17 protein-coding genes and 2 pseudogenes are annotated in these 17372 nt (G+C 61.3%); 8 read left to right on the forward strand and 11 right to left on the reverse strand.

All coding sequences use genetic code 11. From position 1 onward, the window contains the following. Positions 1-163 precede the first annotated feature (163 nt). The 4 genes from P8S73_RS03815 to P8S73_RS03830 all read right to left on the reverse strand — a co-directional run bounded on the left by P8S73_RS03815 (position 164) and on the right by P8S73_RS03830 (position 2536). Positions 164-700, reverse strand: a complete 537-nt coding sequence (locus tag P8S73_RS03815) for a GNAT family N-acetyltransferase (protein WP_290147715.1) — start codon at positions 698-700, stop codon at positions 164-166. A 122-nt stretch (positions 701-822) separates the two neighbouring features. Next, the gene (locus P8S73_RS03820) at positions 823-1077 is read right to left on the reverse strand and encodes a Txe/YoeB family addiction module toxin (protein WP_035965439.1); all 255 of its coding nucleotides are present in this window, start codon (positions 1075-1077) and stop codon (positions 823-825) included. Then, the gene (locus P8S73_RS03825; RefSeq protein WP_121030168.1) at positions 1078-1356 is read right to left on the reverse strand and encodes a type II toxin-antitoxin system Phd/YefM family antitoxin; all 279 of its coding nucleotides are present in this window, start codon (positions 1354-1356) and stop codon (positions 1078-1080) included. A gap of 148 nt (positions 1357-1504) precedes the next feature. Continuing rightward, positions 1505-2536, reverse strand: a complete 1032-nt coding sequence (locus P8S73_RS03830; protein ID WP_356765622.1) for a DUF4143 domain-containing protein — start codon at positions 2534-2536, stop codon at positions 1505-1507. Between the two features lie 961 nt (positions 2537-3497). Here P8S73_RS03830 and P8S73_RS03835 point away from each other — a divergent pair. Beyond that, the gene (locus P8S73_RS03835; protein WP_082698308.1) at positions 3498-5576 is read left to right on the forward strand and encodes an ATP-dependent endonuclease; all 2079 of its coding nucleotides are present in this window, start codon (positions 3498-3500) and stop codon (positions 5574-5576) included. A gap of 619 nt (positions 5577-6195) precedes the next feature. Here P8S73_RS03835 and P8S73_RS03840 read toward each other — a convergent pair. Genes P8S73_RS03840 through P8S73_RS03850 form a run of 3 tightly spaced genes read right to left on the reverse strand, consistent with a single transcriptional unit; the run spans position 6196 to position 7143 of the window. After that, positions 6196-6690: a GNAT family N-acetyltransferase gene (locus tag P8S73_RS03840; protein ID WP_012397796.1), complete on the reverse strand. Its 495-nt coding sequence runs from the start codon at positions 6688-6690 to the stop codon at positions 6196-6198. After that, a complete protein-coding gene (locus P8S73_RS03845; RefSeq protein WP_012397795.1) occupies positions 6687-7013 on the reverse strand; it encodes a HigA family addiction module antitoxin in 327 nt (108 codons plus the stop codon). The genes P8S73_RS03840 and P8S73_RS03845 overlap by 4 nt, the downstream gene beginning before the upstream one ends. Further along, positions 6988-7143: a type II toxin-antitoxin system RelE/ParE family toxin gene (locus P8S73_RS03850; protein ID WP_290147714.1), complete on the reverse strand. Its 156-nt coding sequence runs from the start codon at positions 7141-7143 to the stop codon at positions 6988-6990. The genes P8S73_RS03845 and P8S73_RS03850 overlap by 26 nt, the downstream gene beginning before the upstream one ends. 170 nt (positions 7144-7313) lie before the next feature. Between P8S73_RS03850 and P8S73_RS03855 the strand changes: the two are divergent. From P8S73_RS03855 to P8S73_RS03865, 3 genes and pseudogenes are all read left to right on the forward strand, one after another. After that, positions 7314-8191 (forward strand): annotated as a pseudogene (locus tag P8S73_RS03855) (IS3 family transposase); the annotation flags it as partial. Between the two features lie 278 nt (positions 8192-8469). Continuing rightward, positions 8470-9669: an IS30 family transposase gene (locus P8S73_RS03860; RefSeq protein WP_121240541.1), complete on the forward strand. Its 1200-nt coding sequence runs from the start codon at positions 8470-8472 to the stop codon at positions 9667-9669. Positions 9670-9676: 7 nt separating this feature from the next. Beyond that, a pseudogene (locus P8S73_RS03865) lies at positions 9677-9967 on the forward strand (IS3 family transposase); the annotation flags it as partial. A 41-nt stretch (positions 9968-10008) separates the two neighbouring features. Here the strand turns inward: P8S73_RS03865 and P8S73_RS03870 are convergent. From P8S73_RS03870 to P8S73_RS03880, 3 genes are all read right to left on the reverse strand, one after another. After that, positions 10009-10464 (reverse strand): GNAT family N-acetyltransferase, encoded by a 456-nt coding sequence (locus tag P8S73_RS03870; protein ID WP_226905924.1) that lies wholly within the window; start codon positions 10462-10464, stop codon positions 10009-10011. Positions 10465-10642: 178 nt separating this feature from the next. Then, positions 10643-11029 carry a VOC family protein gene (locus P8S73_RS03875; protein WP_059280970.1) on the reverse strand — a complete coding sequence of 129 codons (387 nt, stop codon included), beginning with the start codon at positions 11027-11029 and terminating at the stop codon, positions 10643-10645. Positions 11030-11291: 262 nt separating this feature from the next. After that, positions 11292-12491, reverse strand: coding sequence for an MFS transporter (locus P8S73_RS03880; protein WP_096146696.1), 1200 nt, complete (start codon positions 12489-12491; stop codon positions 11292-11294). 558 nt (positions 12492-13049) lie between these two features. On the opposite strand from P8S73_RS03880, the gene P8S73_RS03885 reads away from it, so the two are divergent. After that, positions 13050-13793 carry a hypothetical protein gene (locus P8S73_RS03885; protein ID WP_059280968.1) on the forward strand — a complete coding sequence of 248 codons (744 nt, stop codon included), beginning with the start codon at positions 13050-13052 and terminating at the stop codon, positions 13791-13793. A gap of 99 nt (positions 13794-13892) precedes the next feature. Then, positions 13893-14705: a restriction endonuclease gene (locus tag P8S73_RS03890; RefSeq protein ID WP_290147797.1), complete on the forward strand. Its 813-nt coding sequence runs from the start codon at positions 13893-13895 to the stop codon at positions 14703-14705. 169 nt (positions 14706-14874) lie between these two features. Here P8S73_RS03890 and P8S73_RS03895 read toward each other — a convergent pair whose 3' ends face one another. After that, complete coding sequence (locus P8S73_RS03895; RefSeq protein ID WP_290147796.1) at positions 14875-15549, reverse strand: hypothetical protein; 675 nt, start codon at positions 15547-15549, stop codon at positions 14875-14877. 316 nt (positions 15550-15865) lie between these two features. Between P8S73_RS03895 and P8S73_RS03900 the strand changes: the two genes are divergently transcribed. After that, the gene (locus tag P8S73_RS03900) at positions 15866-16429 is read left to right on the forward strand and encodes a DUF6932 family protein (RefSeq protein ID WP_022925102.1); all 564 of its coding nucleotides are present in this window, start codon (positions 15866-15868) and stop codon (positions 16427-16429) included. Beyond that, positions 16419-17372, forward strand: coding sequence for a hypothetical protein (locus tag P8S73_RS03905; RefSeq protein ID WP_290147795.1), 954 nt, complete (start codon positions 16419-16421; stop codon positions 17370-17372). Before P8S73_RS03900 ends, P8S73_RS03905 begins: the two co-directional genes overlap by 11 nt.

A 17372-nucleotide genomic window follows, 5' to 3' on the forward strand; every position in this document is an offset into this window, starting at 1 on the left:
GTTCTGGATTCGTGGGTGGAATCAACCTGATGGCCGGACATTTCTGCCTCCGAGTGTCGCTCCGGTATGAGACTCTTCTCCCCTCAATTTTAGGCCCGTGGCCAGCGAAAATACGGCTCCCCGGTCATGTGGAGGCGACCGGTCTGGTGATTCACGTCACCATTCATCGGGTGACCATAGGCAGGGGGTCAAAGGCCGGATGCGGGTCGGTTTTCAACCGCCCGTAGGTGTCGACGTCGAGACGTTCTCCGTCCACCAGGAATTTCTGGCGCTGGGTGCCTTCCTTGACGAAACCAGCTCTTCTCGCGACGACGCCGGAGGCCGGGTTGTTGACGCGGTGGCCGAGTTCGAGGCGCTCCAGTCTGCGCTCCGCGAGGGCCCACTCGGCGATCGCGGCCGCGGCACGGCTCATGACTCCCCTGCCGCGCGCCCGGTCGGTCATCCAGTACCAGAACCAGCCGTTCCTGTTGTCCTCGTCCACCGTGACGCAGACGAGGCCGATCAGTGCATCCGAGTCCACGATGGCCCACGGTTCATGGGAAGAGTCTGTGCTCACAAGGCGGGCGACGTACGCCGACGCTTCCTCGACCGAAGTGACCACGCCTTGACGGGCCATATCGGGGTTGGAGGCGAAAGCCTGGTGAACAGCAGGGGCGTCCGCCTGTCGCAATCTGCGAAGGAACAGGGCTTCATCGGGCACGGCAACATTCCTCACCAGTCAATGGTCGGACAAGCCTCGCGGGCTTCCCAGAGATGCTCCTTGGACGACGGCAGTAAAGTCACCTGGCACAGTCGATCCGAACAACGACCGTTCAGCCCGGCTCAGTAGTGGTATCGAGCCTGCAAGATCACGAGATCCTCACCAGTCACGAGGTAGACGAGCCGGTGCTCTTCGTTGATGCGCCGCGACCACGAGCCCCGCGCCCCGTACTTCAACTGCTCCGGCTTGCCGATGCCCTCGAACGGCTCGCGCAGGCAGGCATCGATGAGCAGGTTGATCCGCTTGAGGATTCTCCGGTCGGCGGTCTGCCAGTACGTGTAGTCCTCCCAGGCGGCCTCGTCCCAGACCAGCCGCATTCAGACGTCCCGAGCCTGGCTGACCGACTCGTCGGAACGGTCGAGCTCGTGGACCTGGGTCTTCCCGACACGGGCACGATCGTAGGCGTCGAGAAGCCTGCGGGCGTTCGACGGCGACCGGAACAGGTAGGCGGTCTCCTGCCACGCCGCGTACTCGTCGGCGGGCATGAGCACCGCGTTGCCCTTCCGAGAGACGATCTCGATGGCTTCTTGGTCCTCGTTCACGCGCTCGATGAGCGGGAAGAGAGTCTTGCGGGCCTCGCTTGCGCTGATGGACATGGAGTACCTTCCCTACGTCGACTGGTACCAGTTTATGGTACCAGTCCACATCCTGGCGTGGTCCGCATGACGACGATCAGGCATGGGCTTCCTTCACTGGGGACGTTGCCGACGCCCTCAGACAATTCGGCTCAGGCTGCTTCGTTCCTCAGGGGCCAAACAGGGCCAGGGGCACCACGGCGATACCGTCCCTCCGCCGATAAGCAGTTGGACCTGTCGTGATGATCAGACCATCCACAAAACGTGATCCCAGCTGGTCGCGCAACCAGCGCAGGTGCTTGCCGTCGGAGTCACTAACAGCTGCCGCGAGTTTTACCTCAATGCCGACGACTCCGCCGTCGGCCCGCACGACCACGAGGTCCACCTCGTGGTCGCCGTTGCGCGTCCGCAGGTGTGCAATGTCGGCCTCCGCTGCCTGCGCGGCGACACGAACGCACAGTGTAGCCAGCGACTCAAAAAGCATTCCCAGCATGGAACCCGCCTGGGGACGAAGTGGCTCCCCTTTGCCGCCCAGCAGTGCGTCGGCGCCCAGGCCGAGGAGGCGAGCTGCCAGAGCAGGATCGGCCAGGTGGTGCTTCGGAGCCTGCCCGAGGCGAGTCATCGGACTGCCGGTCGGGGTCCAGGCCGGCACAGGGTCGAGAAGCCACAACGAGGCGAGCACCTGGCGGTAGGACTCGGTGGTCGCCCGTGCCGGCTTGTCGCTGTGACCAGGGGTCGCCGCATCGAGAATCTGGGAGTAGCTCGCCGTCGTCGAAGTGGCGGAAGCATACGCTCGCAGCCAGGCCATCATGGCCCCCGGGCGACGGACCGCCAGGCCCTGCTCTGGCACGTCGCGCTCCACAGCATTGCGCAGGTAGGAGTCGAGCTGAAAGCTCCGGGCGCGGGAGCTCAAGCCGCGCATCCCCGGAAAACCCGAGGCGACGATTTCCTCCACGTATTCGGGCAGCCCCATTGTGGACTCACCCTGGATGGCATCACGTCCGGCCAGAACAGCAGCAAGGCTCACGGTCGGTGTAACCAGACCACGCTCCGCGAGCGTCATGGGACGCATGCGCAGGCGGCCGATCCGACCGGCTCCCGAGTGCTGCACGGTCCCGTCCTGCGGACTCGCGCTGCCGGTCAGAAGAAACTGTCCGCCTGCGGCGTCCTCATCCACAGCACGGCGAACAACGTCCCACACCTCCGGTACCTTCTGCCACTAATCGACGAGGAGCGGACGCGGGCGGCGGAGAATGATCTGCGGATCCGCTGCGACAGGCTCGCGAACGGCTTTAGAGTCCAGCTTCACCAGCCCAGCCGCCCGTTGTTCCGCCGTCGTGGTCTTGCCTATGGCCTTGGGGCCGTCCAGCGCGAGGGCCGCCACCTGGCAAAGAGATCATCCAGCTCGAGGTCCACGACGCGACGGGTGTACGACGCGGCTTAATTATACCATTAGCAGGTGTCGAACTAGACAAAACGCATGGCCTGAACTCAACAGAACGCCGCCAGGTTGGCACTGAACTGGCCGCCTTAACGGACATCGCGCCCTGGCCCGCCGGGTGCGAGGCTCACACATCCGTCGTTCGAGCAATTCAGACCCAGGCTCCGCTGCTCCAACATCACTCGCCCGGCCAAGGATGGGGCAAGCCCCGCAACGCTCCAGCGGGGGACAGTCCTCACGCTGGAACGGAAGTCGTTTACGCTCCAAAGACAGTTCAGCTCACACGTTGAACCTGAACTCCACCGCGTTCCGCAGCCGAATAACCTCTGGACCCAGCGATCTGCCAGGAGTTCAGAGTGCGCCGTCCATGAAACTGCCTCGCACACCCACTCTGGACGAAAGTTGACCGCAGGTACGCCAGTAGACACTGGGGCCTACCCCCGGTTCGTGGACACGGGGGTAGGCCCCAGTTGCTTAGACACCACCCATCGTGCAGTTTAGAGGCCCATTCCTTCGTCCCCGATCGGTGACTACCCCTAGGCCCCATCGGCCAGTTGTTCGCCCCCGCCGGTCGAATGGCGTGCGAGGCGTCGGTGCCTGATCGTCGCTCCCCTCGCTTGGTAGGCTGGATTACTCCCTGTCATTGATGATGCGGCTGAAGACGCGAGCCGGACGCACATCTTTTCGATACCGCCAGCAGACCCGAAACTAGGAGCTTCCCGTGCGCCTCACCCATGTCAGAATCAAGAATTTTCGCGCCCATAGTAACACCGAGCTCCCCTTACCCCAGCTCGGGTGCCTCATTGGCGAGAATAACGCAGGGAAGTCGTCCGTGCTCCATGCGATCCAGTACGTCCTAGAAGACAGGAAGCTCAGCGCCGAGGATTTCCGGAACCCAGAACTTCCGGCGAGCGTCGAACTAAGCATCGAGGGGATCGACGAGGAAGATCTTCGAAGGGTGAACGAGACGCATCGAGACCGGGTACGCGAAATGCTCAAGGACGGTGTGCTCACGATCGTTCGCACGCAGGAAATCGACGGGAAAGCCGAATCTAGGTACTTGAAGCCTGGCCCGAGAGACCCGTCATGGAGCCAAGAATCACTGGCTTCGACCATCAAAGGAAAGAAGGGTGCTCAGCTCCGTCAAGCGGCCGTCGAATTACTGCCCCCGATGGAAGACGCACTACCCCCAGCGCCGTCTCAGCAGCAGGTCAAAGACGCGTGGACTAAACTGGTCGAGCAGCTTCCACCCGAGGAACTAGAAGAGAGACCCACCGCATACCCCACGGGCATCGCACAGTCCGTCAAGCCGCTCCTCCCGTCCGTGATCTACATCGAAGCCGTGAAGGATGCCTCCGTGGAGGCGAAATCTACCGGGTCGTCAGCCTTTAGCAAGCTTCTCGAACTGCTCTTCGATGAAGTAGCGGACCAGTTCAGCGACATCAACGATCAGTTCCGCTCCGTGTATCAGAAACTCAACCGTTCTCTGAATGACGACGGCTTGGAAGTCGACGCCCGACTTGAGGCCGTCCAACGCATTGAATCGACGATCGAAGAGTTCGTCCGCGCGAGCTTTCCCGGCGTCTCACTCCGCATGGACGTGCCCGCACCGACGCTATCCATGCTGCTATCCGGTGCCGAGCTACGCATCGACGACGGGCACGAGGGCTCCATTTCCAGCAAGGGCGATGGCCTCAAACGGACTGTCCTATTTGCCCTGCTCCGAGCGTACGCAAGCATTCGGAGCACCGGCCTGAGCGACGATACGCGATCAGAATCCCCGCGCCCCTCTTATGTCCTGCTCTTCGAAGAGCCGGAGCTCTACCTGCACCCCCGTGCTCAGCGCCAGCTTATGGCGGCCCTGGGCACCTTCTCGAACGAGCACCAGGTGCTGGTCACGACCCATTCTCCAGGGTTCTTCCGCCCTGGGACGGAGGGCTTCGCCCGGCTCCAGAAGACCGATGATGGGGTAACCGCGCACCCCGTTGACCTCACGATCGGTCATCGGGACGCCTACCAGATCGTGCAACACGAGAACAACGAAGCCGCATTCTTTGCGCAGCGCGTCGTCCTGGTCGAAGGTGACAGCGACACTTTCACCTATCCACATCTGGCGCGACTGATCAATCAGGACTGGGACGACATCGACAAGAACATCATGTTCGTCAAGATCGACGGCAAGGGGAACATCAACCGCTACAGGGAGTTCTTCTCCAGCTTCAAGATCCCGATCCATGTCATCACCGACTTGGATGCCCTCGTGCGCGGCTTTGAGCAACTGACCCGAGATGCGGAGACCCGATCCGCGCACTCGAGGCTGATGGGACTGATCAGCGAAATGATCTCTGATACTAGCGAGCCTAATAGCAAGACAGTGCGAAGCATCACCAGTCGCCGAAATAACAGAGAGCTGTGGTCTGCCGCGCAGTCCCACCTGTCTAATTGGCGCGACGCTCCTAGCGATAACACCGCCCGACTCCTGGATGAGACGCTGAGCGAGCTCTTCGACGCTGGCAATGGTGATGCCAAGTTGAACGAACTCGCAAATCCGTCCTCGAGGGAGATCTCTTCTGCACGCGACACCGTAATCTCGTCTCTCGCCGAAGAGAATGTATTCGTTCTGCGCCGGGGCGACCTCGAGACCTACTGCCGGACGAACGCGGGCAGAGACAAGGTCGCCACGGCAATTGAGTTCTGTGAGAGAACCACAAATCTTGAAGCTCTACGCGAACTCCATGCCGAAGATGCTGACGATGTAGTGCAGGAACTCCAAGGCATATTCTCTAGGATATACAACTGATGCGACACCCAGAAACTTCATTGTTTGGCTCCCATTTCGAGATGTTAGGCGGCGATTCGAAAGCTCAGCACATCCATAACCGAATAGCCTTCGGGATAGACCAGCGACCAGACGCGCACGGCCACGATACCGCCGTCGTCGCATCCAGCCTTCACGAACCGCATGAATTACCGGGTGATCGCGATCAAGTGCCCGCAGTAATCTGAATCTCTGCGCCATCGGCTACTAGCTAGCCGAACCCCCAGCAATCGAGTCGACATCCTCCATCTTGCCGTGACGATGATCATTCGGCACAGTGCCGGAAACTCCACCTTGCGCAACTCGAACGCACTCACTCTAAGGATTTCGCTGATGCACTTGTCGAAAGGACTGGCAGCGGGATGATGCCCATGGGCGGCCACCTGATCAATATCATGAAGCACGGGTCAATTCACACCACCACGGTACAAATCACCTGGTCTCGGACACAGCGATCACCGTCCGCGGCAGTTCGTCGACAAGGCCTCGACTACACGTTGAACCTAAATTCAACCGAGTTCCGGTACCGAGCAACCTCTGGGTAGAAATTGCACCACATTTCTGCCCGCAGCCCCCGAAGACTTCTACGCGGCAGAGACTGTCAGGACGTGCATGTCGCGCGAGGTTCAGGCAGCGGCTTCACCATGATCAGACAGGGGGTACCTTCGCCCCAGAGCGCAGTCTCCTCTAGCGCAAGGAAGCCCCACCGTTCATAGAAGTGACGAGTGCGCGCATATCCAAGATCCGGGTGCGAGGCTCCCAGGGTCTTCACCTGCAACAGCCGCACCCCACGGCGAACAGCATCATCTTCGACGGCCCTGAGCATTGCCGTACCGACACCGGCCCCATGGACCGATCGGTCAACGACGGTCAGGTGCACTTCGGCGACATGCGGAAAGTGGCGATCGATCAGCGTTACGCCAACAACCATCCCCTCGGCGTCACGGACTGTCCATGTCTCTTTGGAACGAGCGGCTTCGATGTACTCCTCGTTGGACTCCGGCTGCGCGAACCATTCGGGGACCGTGCCGAGCAACCTCGCGACGTCCTCAGGTACCTGCCGGTCGAGCGCAGCAATCCATTCGGTGCTGCTCATGCGACCTTCAGAGGCGTGATCGCAGCGACCTTGTCACGCAAAGTCCTGCGCTCGATCCGCAGCTCATAGTTCGACTGCAAGTTCATCCAGAGCTCCTCGGATGTCCCGAAATACCGCGCCAGGCGAATCGCGGTGTCTGCCGTGATGCCTCTTTTCCCGTGCACGATCTCGTTGATCCGGCGCAGTGGCACACCGATAGACACAGCCAACTTGTTCGGTGTTGCTCCGAAGCCCTTGATGAAATCCTCCATCAGGATCTCCCCTGGGTGGATCGGATCAATGAGGTCACTCTCTGTCTCAGTGATAGTCGACGAGTTCGACATTTTCAGCTCCTTGTTCGTTCCAGACGAAACAGATACGCCACTGCTTGTTCACACGGACACTGTGTTGACCTAGGCGGTCGCCGCCGAGCCGTTCCAAGTGATTGCCCGGTGGGCCACTCGGTCGACGCACTTCACGTTGTGCTCATGCCAGATGCGACCAGGCTATAACGACGTCCGCCGATAACGCTATACGTTTAAACGGAACTCCAGCACAATCCGCCACGTACGGAAGGGACTGCCGCACCGATAGGTGACCTCTGATCTGGCTTGCCCACTGGGCGGCCTGGAAGGATGTGCACCATGCCCGCTCCCTACCCCCAGGAGTTCCGCGAGGACGTCGTGCGAGTCGCCCGGTCCCGCGAGGACGGCGTCACCATCGCGCAGATCGCGAAGGACTTCGGCGTCCACAAGATGACGCTCCACAAATGGATCCGCCAAGCAGACATCGACGACGGCAATCGCCCCGGGAAGACCCGTGAAGACTCAACGGAACTACGCGAGCTACGCCGCCGGAACCGGCTGCTGGAGCAGGAGAACGAGGTCCTGCGTCGTGCTGCCGCCTACCTGTCCCAGGCGAACCTGCCGGGAAAAGGTGGTACCCGCTCGTGAGCGAGCTCGCCGCTGACAACATTCCCGTCGCGGTGTCCCTGCGGGTCTTGAAGCTCTCCCGTCAGCCCTACTATCGCTGGCGGCACCAGCAGGTCACCACAGCCGAGCTGACCGAGGCCTACCGAGCAAACGCACTGTTGGACGCCCACCGCGACGACCCCGAGTTCGGCTACCGGTTCCTCGTCAGTGAAGCCGCAGAGTCCGGCGAGGTGATGTGTGAGCGGACGGCGTGGAGGATCTGCCGGGACAACCAGTGGTGGTCCGTGTTCGGAAAGAAGCGCGGCAAGAACGGGAAGCGCCCTGGACCGCCCGTCCATGACGACCTTGTGAAGCGGGACTTCTCCGCCGATGACGTCAACGAGCTGTGGCTGACCGACATCACCGAGCACTGGACCGACGAGGGCAAGCTCTATCTCTGCGCGATCAAGGACGTGTTCTCCGGCCGGATCGTGGGCTACTCGATGAGCGACCGGATGAAGGCTTGTCTCGCGGTGAATGCCCTGGACAACGCGGTATCTCGACGCCGTGACGCCGCCGGTTGCATCGTGCATTCGGATAGAGGCTCTCAGGGCGGATTCAACTGGTTGTCGCAACACCCTGATCGTGAGGGTGTGTGGTGGGACGAGATCCAGAGGAATCAGCGGTGCCGACGGGTGCGCGTCGACAGTGGCAAGCGGATCGGGCGATCAGACCGAAGCTGCGGTCGCCGGGGCATCCGAAGTACCGCCGGGATGTCGAGTCAGCGTTCTGGGATCAGATAGCGCTGGGATTGCTGGCAGAGGAAGCGGCTCGTGTCATCGGCGTGGCCCCTGCGGTCGCGACGCGCTGGTACCGCCAGCATGGTGGGATGCGCCCGTTCATGCCGCCGACGCCGTCAGGGCGTTACCTCAGCTTCACCGAGCGTGAAGAGATCGCGATTCTTGTCGCGAAAGGTCATGGTGTGCGGCAGATCGCGCGCACGATCGGCCGCGACCCAGGAACGATCTCGCGCGAGTTACGCCGAAACGCCGCGACACGGGGCCTCACGCGTGACTATCGCGCGTCGGTCGCGCAGTGGAAGGCCGACATGGCAGCGCGGCGGCCGAAGGAAGCCAAGCTCGTGGCGAACCCGCGGTTGCGCGAGTACGTTGAGCAACGACTCAGCGGCCACATCGTCGACGAGGACGGAAACGTCGTGGCCGGGCCGCCGGTAGAGAAATGGACGGGCCGTAACAAGCCACGCCGCAAGGACCGGGCGTGGGTGCGCGCGTGGAGCCCGGAGCAGATCAGTAGGCGCCTGCCCCTCGATTTCCCCGATGATGAGTCCATGCGCATCAGCCACGAGGCGATCTATCAATCCCTCTACATCCAAGGCCGAGGAGCGTTGAAACGTGAACTCATCTTGTGCCTGCGCACCGGGCGTGCGCTGCGCGCCCCGCGGGCGCGCGCGCAGCGCACGACGTGGGCGCACGTCACGCCCGAAGCGCTCATCAGTGAACGGCCTGCTGAAGCCGACGACCGTGCAGTGCCGGGCCATTGGGAGGGCGACTTGATCATCGGGCTGGAACGCTCCGCGATCGGCACGCTCGTGGAGCGCACCACCCGCTACACGATGCTCGTTCACCTGCCCCGCGAGGAAGGCTATCGGCACAAGGAATCAGTGAAAAATGGGCCGGCCCTGGCCGGGTACGGCGCGATCACGATGAAGAACGCGTTGTCGACGACGATGACACGTCTGCCGGTGGAGTTGACGCGTTCACTGACGTGGGACCGCGGCAAGGAAATGTCCGCGCACATAGCGTTTCGTGTCGAGACAGGCATCCCGGTGTTCTTCGCCGATCCGCACTCACCGTGGCAGCGCGGCACCAACGAGAACACGAACGGCCTGCTTCGTCAGTACTTCCCCAAGGGCACTGACCTGTCACGCTGGTCGGCACACGAGATCAACGCCGTGGCGCACACGCTGAACACTCGTCCACGCAAGAGCCTGGGGTGGAAGACACCTGCCGAGGCACTGAACGAGCAGCTAAAGTCTCTCCAAGAAGCCGGTGTTGCAACGACCAGTTGAATCCGGTCAGTTCCGGTCACGGAAGTTCGTGCACGCCCTGAACCGTCACCACCTCATCGGATCCATGGGCCAGGTCGGTGCTGCCGGCGATAACGCCGCCATGGAGTCCTTCTTCGCGCTGCTACAGAAGAACGTCCTGGACCGTAAGCGTTGGCGGACCCGAGAAGAGCTCCGAATCGCAATCATCACCTGGATCGAAAGGACGTATCACCGACGCCGCCGACAGGCCCGTCTGGGCCGATTGACCCCCATCGAATACGAGACCATCATGAACCCGGCCGTGAGCCTCGCGGCCTGACACCCCCAACTGTCACCTAAATGTGCGGCAGTCCCGAATATCTACGCGATAACGACTGGTCGCGTCCAGATGCGGGCTGTCGACTCCACGCTTCCTGAAACGTAAGGCACCGATTCTCCGGTGGGCTCATAGCCAAGCTTGGCCCAAAATGGCTCCGCGAGATCGGCATTAGTATCAACTATCGACAACCGCAACGATTGAATGTTTGGCGTCCGACCAACCAAGTCGATCACGGCGTCATGCATTACTCGGCCGAGGCCTCCACCCTGACGAGCACCGTGCGTCATCAGCAGACCGACATGAGCGACAGACTCGGCGGGCCAGCCAAGAATCACGTCAGCAAAGGCGACGAGTTCTTGACCGTCCCACAGGCCAAGATCAACTTTCTGAGAGTTCAGCACGCCCGGCGGTAGGGCCGAAAGGGCTTCACTTGCAGCTTCGGGAGCCAGCTCCGTTCCGCCGACTCGGCGCGAATACTCCAGATTCGATTCCATCATGCGCTGAAGGGCTGCGCACTGGCCTTGCGTTATGCGTCGTACTTCCAACGGTACTCCCTGTTCGCTTGATCTCATCAGGTCAAAAAGCCTCCGTCAGGGCAGTCGTCGAACCGGAACTCGACGACGAAGCTACGCAAACTAACTTCTGGTTTATCCTCGACAACTCAGCATCTTTCGATCACTGCGCCGGCGTCATCACTTCGATGCGATTGCCGAAGCCGTCGCGCGCATGGAATCGGATGTACCCCTCAAAAGTGTCTCGCTCCGTCCACGACACCTCGTAGTTTCCTCGCTTGATACGTTCGGCCGTCGCTTCCAGCTCATCCAAGGACGCGCAGACCAGACCAGGGTGAGCCTTGCTGGCAGGCTGGAACGGACTTTCGACACCCAGATGGATCTCAGCAACGATGTCATCACCGTCGTAGGCGCGGAACCAACAACCGCCCCGGCCGAGCAGGGAAGGTGGTTTCTGAACCTCTTGCAGCCCGAGGGCTTGATCATAGAAGCGACGCGCTTCATCCTCCGCACCAGCAGGCATGGAAATCTGAACATGGTGGAGCTTCATCTCCGACTCCTCATAATCTTGACGTCAAGATCAATCTAACAGCGATCGTTCATGGTGCAGCACACTAGCGAGCTGCACCCCCCCCCCCAAGCAAAAACGCCCCCGGCTTCAAAAGAAACCGAGGGCGCTTGAGCTAAAGGCTTAGACGTTGAAGCGGAACTCCACCACGTCGCCGCAAATAGCAACCTCTGATTGCACCGGTTTCGCAGCGGCGGCAGAGAAGCCTCCGCGCGCTAGACCACACCACGCACAACCATACGGTTCAGTCGGTATCGATGGTCCGGACGACGGCGAGAGCAAAGCCGGCGCAGATCACGAACACCGCACCACCCATCGCCACGGGCAACGCGAGATGCACGCCAGCGAGAAGCCCGCCGATTAATGATCCAAGGGCAAGGCCGATCAACCCAAGGACGCGCGACGCGGCATTGACCCGCCCGAGGAGCGCATCTGGCACGAGACGCTGGCGAAGCGACGTCGCACAGATCCCCCACACCACGGCGTGGAGAATATAGATCGCCAGTAGCACCGAGGCAACCACTGCATTGCCAGTTACAGCGAGGGCCAGCAATGAGGCGGCCCCGGTGAGCAAACTTGCAACGATCGTCCAGCGGTAGCCGATCCGTGAGCGGATACGAGCTGTCGCGAAGGAGCCGACGAGCCCACCGAGCGCGGACACGGCCAGGATGAGCCCGTACCCAACGCCATCGACCCCCAGCTGCTCCTGAGCGAAAATGACGAGGATGGAGAACGGAAGCATGTAGCCGATGCTCGCCAAGGCTCCAATCAATGCCATTCCCCCGACGAGGCGGTGGTGCGCGAGCCACGTTGCTCCCGCCACGGCTTCTCGCCATACCGAGGCGCGCGCCCTGGGCGCAACCGCCTCAGATGGTCTGCCCCGATGCACGGGTAGTGCAAGCGCGATCAAGCCCGCAGCTGCCCAAAGCCCGCCCATTGCGTAGACGGGGGCAGCTGCAGCGATCGCGAAGAGGAACCCGCCGAGTGGCGGACCAGCGAATTCGTCGGCTATGAGTTGCGCGGCCGAGATCCGACCATTTGCCGTGTCCAGCTTGCCCTTCTGGACAAGGCCGGGAACGAGAGAGACCGCGGCGTTATCAGCTGCGCTCTCGAGCGTGCCGATGACCGCGTAAGCGGCGTAGAGGAGGACAAGACCTCCGATGCCCAGGTGCACGCAGATCGCAAGGGCGAGAACGGCAACTCCCCGCAGAATATTTGCGACGATCAGGATTAAACGGCGGTCCACACGATCGACCCATACGCCGATCGGCAGAGCCACGAGCAACCGGACGAGCGCGTAGAGCGTCGAAAGCCCGGCGATCCAGCGCGGATCGTCCGTAAGTGAGGTTGCCAGCAGCGGGATCGAGACGAACGCTAAACCGTCAGCCAGGTTCGACGCAGCGTTCGCTCCCCACAGGACACGAAAAGAACGACCAAGGGACACACACCCCAGAATACCTATCGCACCGCCACCAGCGGCTCATGGGAGCGAGCTGCTAGCGGGACGAAATCACTCGCACTCTGGCGGAACGAGACCTGCCCCAGTGAACCAAAGCGTTGTTGGATAACCGACTTATGAGTCAGACAGATTTTTGAGTCAGCGCACCTTCCGCGAGATCGCGGGTCGAACAACTTGAACCCGCCGCAGAACTGCCCAGCCGAAGCCACTCGCCAGAGACGCTACCGCAATGCGACAACGAGAATCGGCCTCTGCGAGAGCTCCGCAGAGACCGATCAAAGTCCCAGGTCAGCGGGACAAACGCTTAGCACCTGATGGTAAAGCGGAACCTGTCCATCGAACCCAACCGGAGGCCGAGAAGATAAAATCCCTGGTCAGAGGCCCTTATTAGACATTAAATCTAAATTTGACCACGTTCCGTAGCCGAGTAACCTTTGGTCACAGCGACTCGCGCAGCGGCAAAGGCACCCCGCTCATGGAGCGCCATCATGCGCCCCTTCTGGATAGGAGGGCGACCAGAGGGGCACGAGGAGGACCGAGGGAATGGCATCGAGCCCGCCGCCGGGACTGCACCCGGCGTTGTCGACGCACCAGGGGTTCGCGCTGCTGGAGGAGGCCGGGGCAGTGCGCAACCTCCTGCGCGACTCCGTGGAGGTAATCCGAACCCTTCGCTTTGTCTCGCTGCACGGCGATGGCGTGTTTATGCTGGGCAGCATCGGCGTGGAGAAGGCCATGAAGGTCATGCTCGGCTGCAACGAGATCGAGGCTTCGGGCTCCTGGCCCTCCAAGGCGACCTTGAGGTACGACTGGGGCCACGACATCCAGAAGATGAGCCAGCTGCTCAACACGGCGATTGAACGCGGCCAGGCGCGATCCACCCACACCGGGTATGCCGAGACTCTCGCTGATCGGATCAGCGGGAGCACCACACTCCCGCTTCTCTTCGCGACGTTCGCTCGGTACGGGAAGTCGGGGCGCTTCCACCACCTAGGCATCCTCGCGACCAACGAGCCTGGCTCGGATGAGTCACCATCTGAGTACTGGGAGCGAGTCGAGTTCCACGTTAGGAGCACAGAGCCCGAGCTCGCCGAAGTCCCCTACGGAGACAACCAAGCGCTGGACGAGTACGAGGTCCGACTTCGGGACCGCATCGCGGACGAGCTGGAGGCCTGGTGGTACTGCGTCCACCGCCTCGGCGTCCAGGGCTGCTTCGGCGACCTGGGCAGGAAGATCGGCTGGGAGATTTGGGAGCCAGGGCGTCCCGAACCGCCGATCGTGAGGAACTAGCCCAACGTCACGACCACCGGGTAATCGCAGACGACTGCCAGTAGCAAGCCGAGTCGACGTCGGGCTTCCCTCGCGTGTGGCGCTTCATATACTGGCCGTATGGAAAAGGTGCCCGAGCAGCCACTCGACGATGATGCGATGGCCGTCGCCGAGTCCGAGCACGACTTCACCCTCGGCTCCCTCGACTTCGAAGCACTATCGCCCACGGACTTTGAAGAGTTCTGCTTCGACCTCATGGCCGAGAGTGGCTTTTCCAATGTGGATTGGAGAAAGGGGACCCCGCTCGCTGCGTCGCCGTCCGACCGTGGTCGAGATATCGTCGCCCGCCGGTCTATGAGGGACATTGACGGGCACGAGTACGAGGAGCGCTGGTTCGTCGATTGCAAGCACTACAAGCGCGGCGTTCCTCCGGAAGCGCTTCAGGGGGCAATCGCCTGGGCCAGCGCTGAGCGCCCGTCAGCGCTCCTCTTCATTGCATCCGGCTATCTAACCAACGGGGCTAAGGATTGGATCGCGGACTATCAACGCTCAAACAATCCGCCCTTCAGGATCCGCATCTGGGAGAAGCCACAGCTCCTTCGGCTCGTTGAGCAGAATCTAGATCTAGCGTTCAAGCACGATGTTGGGACAAGCACGCTGCGACGGGTGTCAGAGATCCTAGAGGTTGAGTCAGCGCTCATGGATCGACTCTGGTACGGACGTAAACCGGCGGACGAGGACGTGGATCTCTACGATTGGCCCGATGACATCAAGGCTGGAATACTCGCAGCAAAGCGCCGAGTCGAGGAACAGTACGGCGTGGAAGAGCTGGCGAAGGATGTGGAGTCGGACTGGGCATGGGGCTACCTCTCAGGGCGGATCTCCGCTATTCGCTGGGTGCTGGGGGATGCCTGGCACAACCTTGACAGCTGACGGATCAAGACACGCATGGAGTCTCTGGCTGCGAGATAGCATTTTGAATGCTCCACCATGCACCCAGTTGCCCGCCCCTTCACCCCGATGAGATGACCACTACGTCACGACCCCCAGCCCAAGAGCGCGACCCCATACAGGGTCTCGACGTATTCACTGGGCCCAATCCTCAAACACGCTCTTTGCGGGTTGAGAGCCAAGCTGAGACCTCTTCCCTAAACGGCCCAAGGCGCCTGTAAGCATCGCGCGCAAACTCAATCTGCCAATCAAAATCCTCTTGACGGAGTTCCGCATGGATGTGAATGTAGTTGCGAGCCGTGTAGTAGCCTGCGATCTCATGACCGAGGCCATCACTAATCATGCCTAGCGTCACGGCGGCAGCAACCTTGCTGTCGAATCGAATCTTCGACTCCTGGGTGCGGCGCGTTGCATACACGGCACCAATGACATCCGTAGCATCAGCCTGAGGAAGTTTGCGAATTCGATCCATAATATGCCCCGGGAGCTCCCGCTTCACGAGCGCGCGGTATTCAGGTAAGGCCTTAACGACAGGCTCGCCAGACGCCTCAACGAAGAGAAGGTAGTGAATTGCGGCTTCATAAATCGATGCGTACTGTTGAACCTGCAATTGAACCTGAGCTTGAATCGCCCATGGCTCGTCGACCCGAAGGCCTTCCCAGAGCTTATACAAATACCTGGCCGCGTAAAACTCCTGCCCGAGCCTTTTGCGAAGCTCGAGGTCACCGATGAAGTTAAAATAGTCGACATGCCATGCCAGGTCACCCGGCAAGTCCTTTCGAGCATACTCCACCGCCTGTGAGCGAATACCCTCTGGAAGCGGCACGGGGTCTCCTTAACTATTCGCGCAGAGTAGAATTGACGAGAGTTAAAGTATCTAATTCGATCAATGCAGTAACTCCGCTACGCCTCCGCCTCTGGCATAGAGCCTACACGTTGAAGCGGAACTCCACCGCATTCCGGCACATACCAACCTGTGGTTGCGTGTCTGGCTGGCATCGCCTCGGCCCCCACCTCGCCCCTTCCGGAGACGCAGAAGGTGGGGCAGCGGGGGCACGCGACCCGATCTCGCGTCCGCCTCTGTCGGCAGCCCCTGATAGGACATAATGACAGGTGACTGCGACCCACAGGGAGGTGACTTGGTGCTGCCTGCACTTGACGAGCAGACGGGCCTGCTTCCGCTGGGCCGATTCGGCGCGTCGTTGGAAGAGATCAAATCCCACTACGTTGACGATCCCCGGTTCGCGAAGTCGGCGACCCGCGCCGAGATCTGGCAGCACTTCGAGTCCGCTACCGACGGCATCCGCTCTGTCGTCCCCGTGGTGTGCGTATGGGTGGGTGGCAGCTTCCTTACCGACAAGATCGATCCTGACGACATCGACCTCGTCTACTGGGGCGAAGACGTGCTCGTTGACCAGGTGACCGACCCCAAGGATCGGTACATCCTGCAGATGTTCGGGATGAACCAGGTCCGGCCAGCGACGGGCCTGCGCGTTGATACTCGATACTGCCTATGGCACGTGTTCCCCGAGGCGGACCGCGCCCACTCAGTCGAGCACCAGTCATATGCGTTGAATCGTGGCTACTGGGATGACTTCTGGATGCGCAAGCGCAACGGCGCGAAGGAAGATCCTCCGCAACGGCCGGATGCCCTACCGCAGCGCGGCTACTTCGAAGTGACTCTGGACGGTTTCCATGGCGTTTGACTGGGAGCAGTTCAAGGCCAACGTCCAAGGCGAAGCTGAGTGGCAGGACGCAGATGATCTTGCGCGCATGAGCATCGAGACTCTGCGCGCTGAGCACGGCTTGCTGCGGCGCGACGCTTCTTCAGGGTCTCTGCGCCTGACTGGGCCAGGAATCACGATCCACTCGGGAGCGATCGACGGGATTGCTGACACGCTTCGCAATTTTCAGCGCCTGGTGCTTGCGACAGGCCTCGCGGTGAAGGGGCACAAGTCGTTGCGTGGGCAACCGCCCGCGGACGTTGTCTCGAAGACCCGATTGAACCTCAACGGTTCACCACGGCCGGGAAGTCTCATCCTGCAGATCGTGCCGGCGACTTCCCCCGCGGACGAGATCTCGCCCGATGGCCAGGTCGGTCTGTTCGGTGACGACAATGCAGAACCTCAGCTAGTCGACACCGCCCTAAAGCGAGCGCTGGGCTTGCTCGAAGACGGACGTCGCCTCGGCCCAGATGCCGACACCAGCGACTTCTTGACCCGCATCCGCGAGTACGGACCGCGCGTCGCCACAACTTTGCGTGACTTCTCGACAGGACTGGTGAAATCTGGTTTCGAGCCGGACCTCACTTGGTCCCAGCCGCGCCAGCCGCGCCCTCGTACGCGCCTCTCCACGGCCGAACTAGCCCATATTGGCGAGCTCATCGCGTCGCGGGAGCTCGAACTCGAACCGACCACGATCCGCGGCATCCTGCGGACCGTTAGCGAGATCAGCGCTTGGCAGCTGGAAGTCGAGGACGGCGAGATCGTCAAGATCGACGCAAAGAAGATCCCAACGGCGAACACCGCAACGCTCCGCACTGGCATGTCAGTTTCAGTCGATGTGGCAGTAACAGAGGCAACTGGTCCCGGTGGAGAGGTGAAGCCCAAGTACACGGCGACGTCGTTCACCGTGCTGAGCAACCCTTAA

The organism is Kocuria sp. ChxB, from assembly GCF_044359605.1.
GTDB lineage: Bacteria > Actinomycetota > Actinomycetes > Actinomycetales > Micrococcaceae > Kocuria > Kocuria rhizophila.